Here is a 15212-nt window from a genome sequence, read left to right as displayed (position 1 = left end):
GCCGCAGCCGCGCGGCCCGCCCCCGAACAGGAAGGCCTCAGATGCTGACGCTCGAAGACCTGCGCCTCATCCTCGCGGAGTGCGCCGGAGAGGACCCGCAGGAGCTGTCCGGCGAGGACATCAGCGACCGTCCCTTCGAGGAACTCGGATACGACTCCTTGGTGCTGCTGGAGACTTCGGCGCAGCTCAAGCACCGGCACGGGGTCGACATCCCGGAGGACGTGGTCCGTGAGCTGAAGACGGCGCGCGCCATTCTGGAGTACGCCAACGCCCCGACCGGCTCCTCCGCCGCTACCGCGGACTGATCTCGGCATGGCGTCGGATGCGACCGAGCCACAGCCCAGGAAGGTCGCGTTCCTCTTCCCGGGGCAAGGAGCCCAGCACCCCCGGATGGGAGCGGACCTCTACGGCGTCTCGGAGAGCTTCACCACGACCATGGACCGGGCGTTCGACGCCTTCGGGCCGTCGGGCCGGACCCTTCGGGAGGAGTGGCTCGCGGCCTCGCCGTCCGCCGCGTACGACGACATCTCCCGCGCGCAACCCCTCCTGTACGCGGTCAACTGCGCGCTGGGCGGCCTGCTCATGGCCTCGGGGGTCCGGCCGGACGCCCTGCTGGGCCACAGCGTCGGTGAGCTCGCGGCGGGGACGCTCGGCGGAGTCATCGACTTCGAGAGCGGGCTGCGGTACCTGCACGACTTCGTGCGGATCTACCGCCACGCCCCGGCCGGCGGCATGCTGGCGGTGGCCGCCACGGAGGAGCAGATCGCCCCGTATCTGCGGGACGAGGTGGTCGTGGGCGCCGTCAACGGCCCGCGGCAACTGCTGCTCGCCGGCGTCGATCCCGCGCTGCACGACGTACAACTCGCTCTGTCCGAAGACGGGTTCACCTGCGCGCGGGCCCGTGCCCGCCAGCCGTTCCACAGCCCGGTCATGCGGGCCGTGCTCGAAGCGCACGGGCACGGCGCGACCGGGCCTCCGCTGAAACCCCCGCACACGGTGGTCTTCTCCGCCTGCACGGGCGACGTCTTGACGGACGCGGAAGCGACCGACCCGGCGTTCTGGTCGGGGCAGGCCGCCCGGCCCGTCCTGTTCGCCCCCGCGCTGCGGCGACTGCTCGCCTCCGGCGACCACGTCCTCGTCGAGGCGGGGCCCGGGCAGAGTCTGACCACGCTGGCCAGGCGTACCACCGCCGTGTCCTCGGGACGCTCGATCGCCCTCCCGACCCTGCCGCCCCGCCGCGCGGAGGACGGCGCCGATCTGCACACATTCACCACGGCACTGGAACAGCTGAGGAGCCACGGGCACGCGTCAGGCGCCGCGGTCCCGCTCGGCTGACACAGGCCACTCCCGCCGAGCGCGGCGACGAGCCCAGGAGGAAACGTACGAGATGCCGTCCACGACGATCGACGAATCGGCTCTGTCCGACTTCACCAGTGCGTTCCGCGGGGAGGTGGTCCTGCCCGGTGACCCCGACTACGACGAGGCCCGCAGGATCTGGAACGGCGCCATCGACAAGTACCCCGCGCTCGTCGCCCGGTGCACGGGGACGGACGACGTCGTCACCGCGGTGAACTTCGCCCGCACGCAGGGCCTGCTCGTCGCGGTGCGCGGCGGCGGGCACAGCATGGCGGGGCATTCGACCTGCGACGGCGGGATCGTCATCGATCTCTCGCCGATGAGCTCGGTGAGGGTGAGCCGCGCGGCGCGGCGCGCCAGGGCGCAAGGAGGCTGCCTGCTCGGGGCCTTCGACACGGCGACGCAGGCCCACATGCTGGCGACCCCGGCCGGCGTGGTGTCCCACACGGGCCTCGGCGGCCTGGTGCTCGGCGGCGGGTTCGGCTGGCTGAGCCGCACATACGGCCTGTCCATCGACAATCTGCTCTCCGTCGAGCTCGTGACCGCCGACGGACGGGTGCTCACCGCGTCCGAGACGGAACACCCCGAGCTGTTCTGGGGGCTGCGCGGCGGAGGCGGGAACTTCGGCGTCGTCACCGAGTTCGAGTTCAAGCTCCACAAGGTGGGCCCGGTCCGCTTCGCCAGCGCGTACTTCTCCCTCGACGAGGGTCAACAGGTGCTGCGGGCCTGGCGGGACCACATGGCCGAAGCCCCCGACGAGCTGACGTGGGCGTGCTATCTGCGTCTTGCCCCGCCGCTGCCCGAACTGCCCGAGGAGCTGCGGGGCAAGCCCGTGATCTGCGCGATGGGCTGCTGGGTGGGCGATCCCCATGAGGGCGAGCGGCGGATCGAGTCCTTCCTCGCCTGCGGCAAGGCGTACGGGGTGACCAAGGCGACGCTGCCGTACCGCAGTCTCCAGGCGTACTCGTTCCCGGGCGCCGTCGTGCCCGACCGCATCTACACCAAGAGCGGCTACCTGGCGGAGCTGACGGACGAGGCGATCGACGTGGCCCTCGCCAGTGCCGCCCGGCTGACCTCGCCGTTCTCCCAGCTGGAGCTGCTGTATCTGGCGGGCGCGGTGGCCAGGGTGCCGGACGACGCCACCGCCTACAACAACCGCCGTTCGCCGTTCGTCCTCAACTTCGCCGCGGCCTGGATGAAGCCCACCGACGACGCGGAGCACACCCGATGGGCCCGCGAGGGGTTCGAGGCGTTCGGCCCACACCTGAGCAGGGGCGGATACGTCAACTTCATGAACCCGACCGAGGGCGGGCGCACCGAGGACTCCTACGGCCGGGCCAAGTTCGCCCGCCTCCAGGCGCTCAAGGCCGAGTACGACCCGGCCAACCTGTTCCGTCTCAACCCCAACATCACGCCTGCCACGCGCTAGCGCGTCAGGAGCCCCCGTCGCCCCGGGCCCGCCGGAGATCCCCGCTCTCCGTGGCCCGGGGCGGCCTCACGTCGTCGATTCCGAGGAGCAGCCATGCCGTTGGAGCGCTTCAACCTCTCCACCCTCGTCGACCGGAACCTCGACGACGGCCGCGGCGACAAGGTCGCGTTCCGCTGCGGTGACGAGGGGGTCACCTACGCCGAGCTGTTCGGCCGCATGTGCGCGATGGGCCGCGCGCTCGGCGCACTGGGCGTCCGACGCGAGGAGCGGGTGCTGCTCGCGCTCGACGACTCGCCGGACTTCGTCGTCGCCTTTCTCGGCGCGATCAGGATCGGTGCCGTGCCGGTGCCGGTCAATCCGCGCTCCCGCGTCGGGGACTTCCGCTTCTTCGTCGACGACAGTTACGCGAAGGTCGTCGTCGCCGACGCGCCGCTGAGCGACGCCCTGTCCTCGGTGCTGGCCGGCACGGACGTCACGGTCGTCACCACGGGTGCCGCCACGAAGGCCCTGTCCCTGCGGGAACTGCTCGACACCGACGGCGGCGAACTCGCTCCGGCGGACACCCATGGCGAGGACGTGGCGTTCTGGCTCTACAGCTCCGGTTCGACGGGGCGCCCCAAGGGGGCGGTGCATCTCCAGCGGAGTGTCGTGGCGACCTGCCGGCAGTACGCCGGGCAGGTCCTCGCGGCCTCGCACCACGACGTGCACTTCTCCTCCACGAAGCTCTTCCACGCCTACGGTCTGGGCAACGGCCTGACCTTTCCCCTCTGGTTCGGGGGTTCGTCCGTGCTGATGCGCGGCCGACCGACGCCGGACGCCGTGCTGGACACCGTCGAGCGGTTCCGGCCCACGCTCTTCTTCTCCGTACCGACGCTCTACAACGCGATGCTCCACGCGCCGGGCGCGGCCGGGCGGGACCTGTCGTCGGTACGGCTGTGCGTCTCGGCCGCCGAGTCGCTGCCGGCACCCATCTGGCGTTCCTGGCACGACATGTACGGGCTGTCCGTCCTCGACGGCGTGGGATCGACGGAGATGCTGCACATCTACTGCAGCAACACCCCGGGCGCGGAGCGGCCCGGCTCGTCCGGCAAGGCCGTGCCGGGTTACGAGATCAAGCTCGTGGACGCCGACGGCAGCAGCCCGGGGCCGGGCGGCAGCGGGGTGATGTACGTACGCGGCGCCAGTGCGCTGTCGGGCTACTGGCACCGCACGGAGAGCACCAGGGCCGCCCTGTACGGGGACTGGTACCGCACGGGTGACCGCTACCGGGTGGACGCGGACGGCTTCCACTGGTTCCAGGGGCGGGACGACGACATGATCAAGGTCGGTGGGCTGTGGGTCGCGCCGACGGAGATCGAGGACGTGCTCCTGGACCACCCGCGTGTCCTGGAGGCGGCCGTCGTCGGAGTGCGGCGGGCCGACGGGCTCAGTCGCATCAAGGCGTACGTCGTGCCGCTGGACGCCGCCCCCGTGGAACAGCTGGCCCCGCAGCTCCAGCGGTGGTGCAAGGAGCATCTGCAGCGCTACCAGTTCCCCCACGCCGTCGAGTTCGTCGGTGAGCTGCCCAAGACGGCCACGGGCAAGGTCCGCCGGTTCGAGCTGCGCGCCTGGGGACTGGACCGCGGGATCGTCTGAGGGCCTTGCCGGTACGGCCCGCCCGTGACGCGGCCGTACCGCCCGCGCCGAGGAGGCGGGCGGTACGGGGCAGGGCGCACACCGGCTATGAGGCCGCGGCGTCGGGGCTCACGTGCAGCCCCGCCAGGCGCCACCGGTCCTCGGCGCGCACGGCGACGAGCGTGAAGCGGAACGCGCCGCTCGCGTCGTCGCCGTTGTTGGTGCTCCGCTGTGTCTGGGCCACGAGCACGACCGCGGTGTCCCCGTAGTGGCGCACCTGCGCCTCCCCGATCGCGAAGGCGGTGGTGCGCACGGCACCGGAACGGTGGCGCGCCGTCCACTGGTCCCGGGTGCGCAGGTAGCCCTTGGGTCCGACGCCGATGAAGTCGTCGGTGAGCAGGTCGCCCAGGGCCGCCCAGTCACCCGCCAGTTCGGCCGCCCGCCACTCCTCGACGAGGTTCAGCACAGCTTGTTCGGACGTGGTGGTTGCCATAGAGGCTCCTTCGACGCTGAGGGGTGTCGGGGCGGTTCACCGGCCGGCCGGTGTCGCACCCGCCGGATCCGCGGCGAGCAGGTCGGCCGCCAGGGCCTCCACGTAGTCCGTGATCGTCTCGTCGTGGTCGAGGAAGGGGACGATCTTCCGGGTCCGCTCGTAGAGGGGCCGGGTCCAGGAGGAGAGCCGGTCCGCGCCCCGGATGTCCACGGCCTGGCAGGCGCAGAGCAGTTCGAAGGCCACCACGTACGCCGTGTTGGTCAGCACCTCGCGGGCCCGGCGTGCCGCGACGAAGCCGAAGGACACGATGTCCTGGAAGTCCGCGGTGGTGGTCAGCGACTGCACGGACATCGGCACGGTGAGGGCACGGGTCTCCGCGGTGAGGGACGCCGTCATGAACTGACCGCCCATCAGCCCGAGCCGCAGGCCCGGGTCGACGCTGCACAGGAACGCGGGCAGACCGTTGCTGTTGCTCTTGTCGAGGAAGCGGTCCACGCGGCGGTTGGCGAGGTTCGTGACCGTGGTCAGGGCGATCGAGAGGTGGTCCATGGCCATGGACACGTACTGTCCGTGGAAATGGCCGTTGTGGAAGACCTCTGCCTCCTCCGGCAGCACGATGGGGTTGTCGTTGGACGAGTTGAGCTCGTCCTCCAGCGTTTCGGCGATCCGGGCGAGGCAGTCCACCACGGGCCCCAGGATCTGGGGGGTGCAGCGGATCGAGTACGCGTCCTCGATGGCCAGGGAACCCGCCTTGGCCGCCGTGCCCATCTCCCCGGCGAGCGTACGCTCGGTCTCCTGCTCGTTGACCGCAAGGCCGGAGTCGGCGAGCCCCTCCCACAGGCGCCGCGCGACCTCGCGCTGCCCCTGGTGCGGCTTGACGGTGTGCACGCGCGGGTCGAAGGGCTTCATCATGCCCGCGAGGCCCTCGACGGAGAGTGCCGAGACCATCTGGTAAGTGTCCACGAGCCGTTGGGCCGCCCGGTACACCATCGTGCCGAGGCCGACCATCCCGGACGTGCCGTTGATGAGTGCCAGTCCGTCCTTGTAGCCGAGCTCCATCGGCTCGATGCCCGCCTCGGCCAGCGCCTGGGCCCCGGGCAGGGTACGGCCGCCGAGGCGCGCCTTCCACTGTCCGGCGCAGACGAGCGCGATCGCCGCCAGCGGACCGAGGTCGCCGCTGGTGCCCAGGGACCCCTTCTGCGGCACGCACGGCACGATGCCCGCGTTGAGCACGTCGACCAGCGTGTCCAGGTTCGCGGGCGTGACCGCGGAGTTGCCGCGGGCCAGGGAGACGATGCGGGAGAGCATGACGGCGCGGACCGTGGTGTCGTCGAGGTACTCCCCGACGTTGGTCGCGACCGCGTTGATCAGGTTCTCCTGGAGGCGGCGGGCGTGCGTCACGGGGACGAGGTGGTCGACGAAGCCGCCCATGCTGGTGTTGACCCCGTAGATGACCCGCTCGTCCTCGACGAACTTCTCCAGGATCTCGCGCGAGGAATGGACCCGCGCCCGGACCGGAGCGGCGAGTTCGACGGGAGTGCGCTGCGCGGCGACGCTCTCGACCTGGTGAAGCCGGACACGTTCTCCTGACTCTACGACGAATGTCACGTTGCGTCCTTTGAGTTGCCGTGAAGACCTGTTGCAGGGATGCCGATCTGCTTGCGTCTCACGGCAATGTGTCGGCACGCGGTCCAGTCCTGCTCCAGGCGTGAGCAAGCGGGTCCCAAGGGACGGCACGGTTCGCGTCGCTTCGCGTCAAGGGGGCCCGGCGGGTGCTCACCACCGCACGGGCAGCCGCAGCGGTCCGCGTACCTGGCCCCCCGACTTCCACTGGATGTCGTCCGCCTCGGCGGCGGGCCGCAGCGCGGGGAACCGCGCCAGCAGCGCCGTCATGGCCACGTTCAGCTCCATCCTGGCCAGCTGGGCGCCCACACAGTGGTGCATCCCGTATCCGAAGCCGAGGTGCGCGTTGCGTCTGCGGCCGAGGTCCAGGCGCGCGGGATCGTCGAACGCCCCGGGATCGCGGTTGGCGGAGACGGTCGGCGCGAACACCGTCTCCCCCGGCCCGATCCGTACGCCGCAGAGCTCCACCTCTTCCACGGCGACCCTGGCCCGGAAGGCCCCGGGGCCCAGGGGGACGTACCGCAGCAGTTCCTCCACGGCGGCGGGCATCAGCTCCGGCCGCGCACGCAACTCGGCCAGCTGTTCGGGGTGGTGGAGCAGCACGTGGGTGAAGTTGGTGATCTGGGCAGCGGTGGTCTCGTGGCCCGCGATGAGCAGGTCCCGCGCGAGGGCCACCACTTCGCCGTCGTCGAGCCGGCCGTCCTCGGCGTCCCGTGCTCTCACCAGCTCCCCGAGCAGTCCGTCCGACGGCTCGCCGCGCAGGCGGGCCACCAGGCCGGTGAAGTAGCGCGTCAACGCCGTGTCGGCCTCCGCCATCGCCCTCTCGTCGCAGGCCGTGGTGGACAGCAGGGTGTGCGACCAGCGCAGCAGATCCGCGTGGTCCGCGTACGGGATTCCGAGCAGTGCGCAGATCACGCGGACCGGCAGCGGCAGCGCGAAGGCGCCGACCAGGTCCGCGGGCGGCCCCGGAGCCTCCATCGCGTCCAGCAGTTCATGGGCGATCACCTCGGTCGCGGGCCGCAGTCCGTTCATGCGGCGTACGGTGAACGCGCCCAGGACCGTCCGGCGCAGCCGGGTGTGGTCGGGAGGGTCGAGGGACATGAGGAGTCCCTCGCCCGCGGGGACCGGCTGCAGCCGCGGCACGTGGGGGTGGGTCGTCTCCGCGCGGCTGAAACGCGGGTCGCCGAGCACCCGCTTCACGTCCTCGTACCGCGTGACCAGCCAGGCGTCGCCGCCGTACGGCAGTCGCACCCTGCACAGGGGCTCGCTCGCCCGCAGAGCGGCGAACTGGGGTTCTTCGTCGAGGCCGGGGGCCGGCGCGAAGGGGAAGGGCCGGGGAGCCGCGTCACCGAGGGCCATGGGAACCCCTTCCGCCCGCGGCCGGAGCCGCCGTCCGCGTGGTCGAGGTCTCCGCCTGCCCGGTCGGACCGAAGACGCGGTCGAGGTGGTAGGTGAGCACGTTCCTGGCGTCCTCGGCGGTGCGTTGGCCGACCAGCACACTCGTGCCGAGACCGTGGTTGAGGCTGAGCAGCCGGGCCGCCTCGGCAGCGACGTCGAGGTCCGGAACCAACTCCCCTTCGGCCTGGGCCTGTTCCAGAACCTCCGCGAGTTGCCGCTCGAACCGGTTGGGGCCCTCGACGAACGGCTTGGCCGCCAGGTCCGGGTCGGTCATCGCCAGCACCGCGTACGAGGTCCACACGAGCCGGAAGGCACGGCTCTGCTCGGTCGTCGGGAACGATTCGGCGAGCAGCTCCTCCACATAGGCGCGCGTCGTCGCGGGGCGCGGCGAGCGGGCCATGCGGTCCGCCCAGCGTGCGCTGCTCTGCCGCTCCAGGTGCTGCAGCGCCGCGTGCATCAACTCGGCCTTGCCGTCGAAGTAGTACTGCACCACGCGGAGCGACACGCCCGCCTCGGCGGCCACCGATCTCATCGTCACCGCGTGCAGTCCTTCCCGGCCCGCGAGCCGCACGAGCCCTTCGATGATCAGGACGCGGCGCTCCGCGTGGTCGACGATCTTCGGCACGGTCTTCCTCCTGGGCCCGGGTACTTTTAGGATACGCACGTATCCAAAAAAGCTACGCGAGATCACCACAGAGACAAGAGGGCCCATGGGACAGCTCGAACCGGACGACGCGTTACTCACGGACACGGCCGGCGGCGACAGGAACTCGCGCGGCCGCGCGGCGACATCGGCCGTGCTCGCCCTCGCCTGCGCCGCGCAGTTCATGGTGGTGCTCGACGTCTCGGTCGTGAACGTCGCGCTGCCCTCGATCCAGCACGCCCTCGGCTTCGACCCGGCCGGACTGCAGTGGGTCGTCAACGCCTATGCGCTGGTCTTCGCCGGCTTCCTGCTCCTCGGCGGCCGACTGGCCGACCTCTACGGCCGCAAGCGGGTGTTCGTCCTCGGCCTCTTCCTGTTCACGGCGTCGAGCCTGGTGGGCGGCGTGGCCGACAGCCCGGCCCTGCTCGTCGCGGCCCGCGCGGTGCAGGGGCTCGGCGCGGCCGTCCTCGCCCCCGCCACACTGACCATCCTCACCACCACGTTCGCCGAGGGCGCCGCGCGCACGCGGGCGGTGGCGACCTGGACGGCGGTGAGCTCAGCGGGCGGCGCGGCGGGCAACCTCATCGGAGGCGTGCTCACCGAATCCCTGTCCTGGCGCTGGATCCTGCTGATCAACGTCCCCATCGGCGCCCTCGCCCTCGCCGCCGCGTTCCCCCTCCTGCCGGGCGACCGGGAGCGCGGACGGGGGCAGCGGCTCGACGTCCCGGGCGCCGTACTGGCGACCGTCGGGGTCGGCGCGCTGACCTACGGCATCTCGCAGATCGAGAGCCGCGGCTGGAGCGGCCCGGTGACCCCGACGGCGCTCGCGGCCGGACTCCTCGCACTGATCGCCTTCGTCGTGGTGGAGGCGCGCTACGCCCCCGCACCGCTCATCCCACCGCGCCTGTTCCGCGTGCGGGCCATCTCCGTCGGCAACACGGTGATGCTGCTGGCCGGGGCCTGCTTCATCCCCATGTGGTACTTCCTGTCGCTCTACATGCAGAACGTGCTGCACTACGGCGCGCTCAAGACCGGCCTCGGCTTCCTTCCCCACACGTTGGTGGGCATCGCGGGGGCCCGCTCGGCGCCGCGCGTCATGGAGTACGTCGGCGCGCGCAAGCTGATCGTGATCAGCGCGGCCCTCTCCGCGGCCGGTTTCCTCTGGCAGAGCCAGGCCACTCCCGACAGCGGGTATCTCGCCGGGCTGCTCGGCCCGGCCGTCGTCATGTCCGCGGGCATGGGCCTGCTGATCACCCCGGTCACGACCACGGTCACCTCCGGCATCGGCGACGCCGACGCGGGCGCCGCGTCCGGCCTGATGAACGCCACGCGCCAGATCGGCGGCTCCGTCGGGCTCGCCGCCCTGGTCGCCCTCGCCGCCGGTGGCGGACAGAGCGCGGCGGCGCTCTCCGACGCGTACGGCCACGCGTTCCTCGCCATGGCGGTGATGCTGGTCGCCGTCGCGGCGGGCGCACTGGCGCTGCCCAGGCCGACCGCCGGACCGTAACCGGACAGCAGCCGGAATTCACTCCTTCGAATATTCAATTCCCTTTGCCCGCAAGGGATTTATTGAGCCATGGCCGGTGATCGATCGGTTGTGGATCTTATGAACGTGCTGCTAGCGTCCCAGCGCAACTTCGGCAATGACCTGGCAGATTTCCTTTTCTCAAGGAGTGTCATCCATGTCCCCTGTCATCCAGGAACACGCTGAGGACCTTGCCCATGACGACGTCTTCGATCTCGACGTCGACATTCGGCTGAGCGAGTCCGGACCCGACTCGGCTTTCCCGACCACCAGTTGTACGTCGAGCTGTCAGACCGTCATCAATCCCCTCACCTGCGTCACCTGCTGAACCGCGTGCCGCCGGGGACTCCGACGCCGTCGGGAGCACTGCGGGACGGTCCGTTCCAGCCGGTCCACGCGGCCCTCCTGCGCGCGCCGCTGCGCGGCTCGGAGCCCCCGGCGTGGCTCGCCGCCCCGTCCCGCGCCGAACTGCTCCGCGCGGCGGCCGGGGACGCCGTGTTCATGGACGCGCTGCGCGTCGCCAGCCCTTCGCTCGCCGAGTCGGTCGTCCTCGCCGCCGACCCCGACCGGGCAAGGGCGGTGCCGGACGGCCGCCTGTCCAAGGCCGCCGTGTCGGTGGTGCGCTACGAGAGCCGCATCCGCACCAGATGCACGCCGTTCGGGCTGTTCGCGGGCGTCGCCCCCGTGCGGGCGGGCCGGTCGGCGAAGGTGCGGTGGCGCACGGCTCCCGCCAGCAGGACACAGGTCGACCTCGACTGGCTGGCCGGGCTCGTCCGGCAGTGGGAGGGCAACGGCGACCTGCTGGCGCATCTCGTGGTGCGCTCCCACGCGGGGCTCGTGACGCGCGGCCGACGGCTCGTGGCCGTCGCGCCGTCCGACACCGCCCAGGGCCGGGGCGAGCGGCGCAGGGACGAGGTCTCGATCCGTCACACGGCGGCGGTGCTCGCCGCGCTGGAGAAGGCGGCGGGCGGCGCGCTCGCGGGCGATGTGGTCCGTGAGCTGGAGGACCGTTTTCCCCGGGCTCCGGCGGGTGCGGCGCGACGGGTCGTCCAGGCCCTGGTCGGGCAGGAGTTCCTGCTCACGGAGCTGCGCCCGGCCCAGGACGGGTCCGACGCCCTGGACCAGGTCGTCGCCGTGCTCGACCGGGTGGCCGAGGACTGCCCCGCGGCCCGTGAGCCGCTGTCCGCGCTGCGGTCGATCGCGGATGCTCGTGCCCGCTACGACGCCACGCCGCTGGGGCGGCGTCGGGACGTACTGACGGAACTGACCACCCGTATGCGGGAGTTGCGCGCGACGGAACAGCCCCTGCACGTGGACCTCGCGCTCGGCGCGGACGTCCGCCTGCCCGTCGACGTCTTCGACGAGGCGGCGCGCGCGGCCGGTGTGCTGTGGCGCCTGTCGCCGCCCACACCCGGGGCACCCCAACTGCGCGCGTACCACGCGGCGTTCCTGGAACGCTACGGCGTCGACCGGACCGTGCCGCTGCCGGAGCTCCTCGACGACACGCGGGGGCTCGGCGCGCCCGCCGGATACACGTGGCCGCGGCACAGCGCGCGTTCCGCCGAGTCCGGGTCCGGGGCCCCGCCCGCCTCTTCGACGGACCGGGACCGTTTCCTGGCCGGGATCGCCGCACGGGCGCTGCGCGACGGCACGCGCGAGGTGGTCCTGGACGACGCGGACGTCGAGCGGCTCGTGCCGCGGCCGCTGGGCCCGGCGCAGGCGCCGGAGTCCTGCGAGTTCCACGTCCAGCTGGTCGCCGCGTCGCAGGAGGAGCTGTCGCGCGGGGCGTATCTGCTGGTGGCGGGCCCGTGGCCGGGGCCGCTCGAGGCGGGGGCGACCACGGGCCGGTTCGCGGGGCTCCTCGGCTCGCTCGTCGACGAGGTATCCGCCGCCGTGGCGCCGCCCGCGGAGGGCGGCGCGCTCCCGCCGGGGAGCCACGGATCCACCGCGGGCGACGGCCGCCCCGCCGGGGACGGCACCCACCGCATCGACCCCGTGCTGCCGCTCACCATCGCCTACCAGCCCCGCCTCGGCCGCGGCCGCAACGTCTCCAACTGCCCGCCCACCGCGGCCCACCGCCTCTCCCTCGGCGTCCCGCCGGGGCCCGCCGAGTTCGAGGTGGGCCTCGACGAGATCGGTGTCGGCGCCGGTCCCGAGCATCTGTACGCCGTGCATCTGCCCTCGGGCCGCAGGCTGCGGCCCCTCGCCCACCACGCGCTCGACGCCCAGGGGCAGGCGCCCAACGCGGCGCGGCTCCTGTTCGACATCGCACGGTTCGGGCAGCACCACCCGCGCCCGTGGAACTGGGGTCCGCTCGACGACCTGCCGTATCTGCCCCGTGTGCGCCACGGCAGGACGGTCCTCTCCCCCGCGCGCTGGCGCCTGGACGAGCTGCACGAACCGGCCGCGGCCGACCGTGACCGTCCCGACGGGACAGGCACCGCCGAGGGCGCTAGCGGTGCGTGGCGGGACGCGGTCGCGGCCTGGCGCCGCCGCTGGTCCGTGCCCCGGCACCTCGTGGTCGGCCGGTACGACCGCCGGCTCCGGCTCGACCTGGAGTGTCCCCACCATCTCGACGTCCTCCGCGACGCGGCCGCGAAACAGCCCGACCTGCTCGCCGAGGAGCTGCCCGGCGGGGAGCTGCCGAGCGGGGACGCACGGCCCGACGCGTGGCTGCGGGACGCGTCCGGCGCGCCTCATGTGACCGAGCTGGTCGTGCCGCTGCGCCGCTCGCCCGCCCTGGTCCCGCCCGCCCCGGTCACGTCGGCCGCGCGGGCCACCCCCGTTTCGCCCGTCGTTCAGGACACCCACCGGCGCCTGCGTCTGCCCGGCGAGGAGTGGCTGTACGCGAAGCTGTACCTGCCCGCGCGAACCGCCGACGCCTTCCTGTGCGAGCACCTCGCCCCGCTCCTCGACGGCCTGACACCCGACGAACGAGCGGCCGTGGACCGGTGGTTCTTCGTCCGCTACCGCGACGAGGCCGACCATCTGCGGCTCCGCTTCCACGGTCCGGCGGACGCCCTGTGGCACACCTTCTTCCCCCGGTTCCGGGACGCCGTGCGGCAGTGGACGGACGAGGGGGCCGTGGGCCGCTTCGTCCTCGACACGTACGACCCCGAGTGGGAGCGCTACGGCGGGCCGCCGGTCCAACGGGCCGTCGAGGACTACTTCTGCGCCGACAGCCGGGCGGCGCTCACCCTCCTGACGGTCGCGCGGCACGGCCTCCCGGGGCTCGACGGCACGGCACTCGCCGCCTGCGCCGTGGCCTCGCTGGCCCATGGACTGACGCGACCGCCGCCCGGCCGGGGTGCGTCGAGAAGGTACGACGACAGCACGACGAGGGGCGCGGCCTGGCTGTCCGGCCTCGCGAGCGCGCGGGACCTGCCGGAGGACTTCCGCGCCCGTCGCGCCGGGTGGCTACGCCTGATCGACCCGGCGGGCGGCTGGCCGGGCCTGCGGGAGAGCGCGGAGGGCCGCGCCGTCCTGACGGCGCTCGAAGCGTGCGCGACCGCACTGCGCACGTACGAAAGGGACCTGGCCGCCCACCGCGCGCAGGACCCCGCCGCCCCCTCGCTCGCCCGCGTCGTGCCGAGCCTCACGCACCTGGTCTGCAACCGCGTGCTCGGCCACGACCGGGAGCGTGAGCGCCGTGCCCACGCCCTGGCCCGTGCCTGCGTGCTGGCCCACGCCGACCGGCAGAGGCACGGACGATGACGGCCCGCCCCGCCGCTTCCCCCGGACCGGCGGCGCCCCGGCCCGCCCCGGAGGCGATCGAGGACGCCGTCGAGCGCGTGGCCGGGCAGCTCGCCGATCCGCGGCGAGTGACCCGGTACACCGGGCGTGCCGAGGAGTTCCCCGGCGCCACCCGCCCGGACTCCCTGGAGAACCACGCCGGAGTGGCACTGCTGCTGGCCGGGCTGGCCGGGCACGACCGCGCCTGGCTGCGCCCCGCCCACGCCCACATCACCACCGCGGCCGAGGCGCTCTCGCACGGCACGGTCTCCGGCGGACTGCACATGGGGCCCGCCGCCGTACTGGCGGCGGTCCAGGCGTGCGCCCCGTACGGCGGCCACTATCCGCGCCTGCGCCGCCGGCTGGTCGCCCATGTCGCGGACGAGCAGCGGCAACAGGTGGCGGTGGAACGGACGGCCGCGGTGCGCGAGGGCGGTGTGCGGTGGGCCATGTACGACGCCATCGCGGGCCTCTCCGGAACCGGCCGTCTGCTGCTGACCGCGCTCCTGGAGGGCGGCGACGAGGAGCGCGGGACGGCCGGGCCCGCCCTGCGGGAGACGCTCACCCTTCTCGTCGAGCTGTCGCGGCCGGTCACCGTGCGGGGGCGGGAGGTGCCCGGCTGGTGGGTGCCCTCGCGGCTGCTGGTGCTGGAGCGCGACCGCGAGCGGTGTCCGCTCGGCGAGTTCAACGTCGGTCTGGCGCACGGGATTTCGGGGCCGCTCGCGCTGCTCGCACTGTGTACGGAGCACGGCGTCACCGTCCCCGGCCAGGACGGGGCGCTGCACCGGATCGGCGACTGGCTCGTGCGGCGGGCCCGCACCGACGGCGCGGGCCCGTACTGGCCCGCCCGCATCGCCTTCGAGGAGGAGACGGCGGACACCCGCCCCGCCGAAGGGGCCGCGCCACCGCCCGAGGTCCCCCGGCCCAGTTGGTGTTACGGCGCCCCCGGCATCGCCTCCGCCCTGCACCGCGCGGGCCGGGTCACCGGCACTCCCGCGTGGCAGCACCTCGCCCTGGCCGCGCTCCACGCCCTCCCCCGCCGCGACCACGCCCCCGACCCCCTGCCGGACGCCCTCGTCTGCCACGGCCGGGCGGGACTTCTTCAGGTGGCATGGCGACTCGGCCGTACGACGGGGGACGTCCCCCTGCTCGACCAGGCGGGCGCGGCGGGTGCCAGGGTCCTCGAACTCGCCGACGCCGAGGCCCCGTTCGGCTTCCCGCCCGCGCAGCGCCCCGTCGCGGGAATCCTCCAGGGCGCCGCGGGAATCGCCGCCGCGCTGCTCTCGCTCGTGGCGGACGACCGGGACGACCGGCAGCCGTACTGGGACCGGGTCCTGCTGCTGTCCTGAGACCCCGGCCGCCCGCCCCCCTTACAACAGCCCCCTACAGCAGACGCCTA

The 15212-nt window shown here is 73.0% G+C and carries 12 protein-coding genes; 8 read left to right on the top strand and 4 right to left on the bottom strand.

Going from position 1 to position 15212, the window contains the following annotated elements:
* Positions 1–41: 41 nt before the first annotated feature.
* The 4 genes from AB0L89_RS33330 to AB0L89_RS33315 all read left to right on the top strand — a co-directional run bounded on the left by AB0L89_RS33330 (position 42) and on the right by AB0L89_RS33315 (position 4420).
* Positions 42–305: an acyl carrier protein gene (locus tag AB0L89_RS33330; RefSeq protein WP_365149522.1), complete on the top strand. Its 264-nt coding sequence runs from the start codon at positions 42–44 to the stop codon at positions 303–305.
* Between the two features lie 7 nt (positions 306–312).
* A complete protein-coding gene (locus AB0L89_RS33325) occupies positions 313–1335 on the top strand; it encodes an acyltransferase domain-containing protein (protein ID WP_365149519.1) in 1023 nt (340 codons plus the stop codon).
* A gap of 52 nt (positions 1336–1387) precedes the next feature.
* Positions 1388–2785 (top strand): FAD-binding oxidoreductase, encoded by a 1398-nt coding sequence (locus AB0L89_RS33320; RefSeq protein WP_365149516.1) that lies wholly within the window; start codon positions 1388–1390, stop codon positions 2783–2785.
* Positions 2786–2878: 93 nt separating this feature from the next.
* Positions 2879–4420 (top strand): benzoate-CoA ligase family protein, encoded by a 1542-nt coding sequence (locus tag AB0L89_RS33315; RefSeq protein WP_365149513.1) that lies wholly within the window; start codon positions 2879–2881, stop codon positions 4418–4420.
* A gap of 85 nt (positions 4421–4505) precedes the next feature.
* On the opposite strand, the gene AB0L89_RS33310 is transcribed toward AB0L89_RS33315, so the two are convergent.
* The 4 genes from AB0L89_RS33310 to AB0L89_RS33295 form a co-directional block, all read right to left on the bottom strand.
* Positions 4506–4892 (bottom strand): nuclear transport factor 2 family protein, encoded by a 387-nt coding sequence (locus AB0L89_RS33310; RefSeq protein WP_365149510.1) that lies wholly within the window; start codon positions 4890–4892, stop codon positions 4506–4508.
* A 36-nt stretch (positions 4893–4928) separates the two neighbouring features.
* On the bottom strand, positions 4929–6500 hold the full coding sequence (locus tag AB0L89_RS33305; protein ID WP_365149507.1) for a phenylalanine aminomutase (D-beta-phenylalanine forming): 1572 nt from the start codon (positions 6498–6500) through the stop codon (positions 4929–4931).
* 168 nt (positions 6501–6668) lie between these two features.
* A complete protein-coding gene (locus AB0L89_RS33300) occupies positions 6669–7874 on the bottom strand; it encodes a cytochrome P450 (RefSeq protein WP_365149504.1) in 1206 nt (401 codons plus the stop codon).
* A complete protein-coding gene (locus tag AB0L89_RS33295) occupies positions 7861–8538 on the bottom strand; it encodes a TetR family transcriptional regulator C-terminal domain-containing protein (protein ID WP_365149501.1) in 678 nt (225 codons plus the stop codon). Before AB0L89_RS33295 ends, AB0L89_RS33300 begins: the two co-directional genes overlap by 14 nt.
* 85 nt (positions 8539–8623) lie before the next feature.
* Between AB0L89_RS33295 and AB0L89_RS33290 the strand changes: the two genes are divergently transcribed.
* The 4 genes from AB0L89_RS33290 to AB0L89_RS33275 all read left to right on the top strand — a co-directional run bounded on the left by AB0L89_RS33290 (position 8624) and on the right by AB0L89_RS33275 (position 15162).
* Entirely contained in the window at positions 8624–10063 is a 1440-nt protein-coding gene (locus AB0L89_RS33290) for an MFS transporter (protein WP_365149498.1), read from the top strand.
* A 175-nt stretch (positions 10064–10238) separates the two neighbouring features.
* Positions 10239–10409, top strand: a complete 171-nt coding sequence (locus tag AB0L89_RS33285; protein ID WP_365149495.1) for a hypothetical protein — start codon at positions 10239–10241, stop codon at positions 10407–10409.
* Positions 10410–10414: 5 nt separating this feature from the next.
* The gene (locus AB0L89_RS33280; RefSeq protein ID WP_365149492.1) at positions 10415–13795 is read left to right on the top strand and encodes a lantibiotic dehydratase; all 3381 of its coding nucleotides are present in this window, start codon (positions 10415–10417) and stop codon (positions 13793–13795) included.
* Positions 13792–15162 carry a lanthionine synthetase C family protein gene (locus AB0L89_RS33275; RefSeq protein ID WP_365149489.1) on the top strand — a complete coding sequence of 457 codons (1371 nt, stop codon included), beginning with the start codon at positions 13792–13794 and terminating at the stop codon, positions 15160–15162. The genes AB0L89_RS33280 and AB0L89_RS33275 overlap by 4 nt, the downstream gene beginning before the upstream one ends.
* Positions 15163–15212 lie beyond the last annotated feature (50 nt).

Source organism: Streptomyces sp. NPDC052114 (genome assembly GCF_040680155.1).
GTDB lineage: Bacteria > Actinomycetota > Actinomycetes > Streptomycetales > Streptomycetaceae > Streptomyces.
Note: the sequence above shows the minus strand (reverse complement) of the source record. Positions and strands in the feature narration are given on the sequence as shown.

Bases quoted from the DNA above. Each gene is read 5' to 3' on its own strand.
- AB0L89_RS33320 (WP_365149516.1), top strand. From the start codon at position 1,388: ATGCCGTCCACGACGATCGACGAATCGGCTCTGTCCGACTTCACCAGT.
- AB0L89_RS33290 (WP_365149498.1), top strand. From the start codon at position 8,624: ATGGGACAGCTCGAACCGGACGACGCGTTACTCACGGACACGGCCGGC.
- AB0L89_RS33300 (WP_365149504.1), bottom strand. From the start codon at position 7,874: ATGGCCCTCGGTGACGCGGCTCCCCGGCCCTTCCCCTTCGCGCCGGCC.
- AB0L89_RS33275 (WP_365149489.1), top strand. From the start codon at position 13,792: ATGACGGCCCGCCCCGCCGCTTCCCCCGGACCGGCGGCGCCCCGGCCC.
- AB0L89_RS33330 (WP_365149522.1), top strand. From the start codon at position 42: ATGCTGACGCTCGAAGACCTGCGCCTCATCCTCGCGGAGTGCGCCGGA.
- AB0L89_RS33325 (WP_365149519.1), top strand. From the start codon at position 313: ATGGCGTCGGATGCGACCGAGCCACAGCCCAGGAAGGTCGCGTTCCTC.
- AB0L89_RS33315 (WP_365149513.1), top strand. From the start codon at position 2,879: ATGCCGTTGGAGCGCTTCAACCTCTCCACCCTCGTCGACCGGAACCTC.
- AB0L89_RS33285 (WP_365149495.1), top strand. From the start codon at position 10,239: ATGTCCCCTGTCATCCAGGAACACGCTGAGGACCTTGCCCATGACGAC.
- AB0L89_RS33310 (WP_365149510.1), bottom strand. From the start codon at position 4,892: ATGGCAACCACCACGTCCGAACAAGCTGTGCTGAACCTCGTCGAGGAG.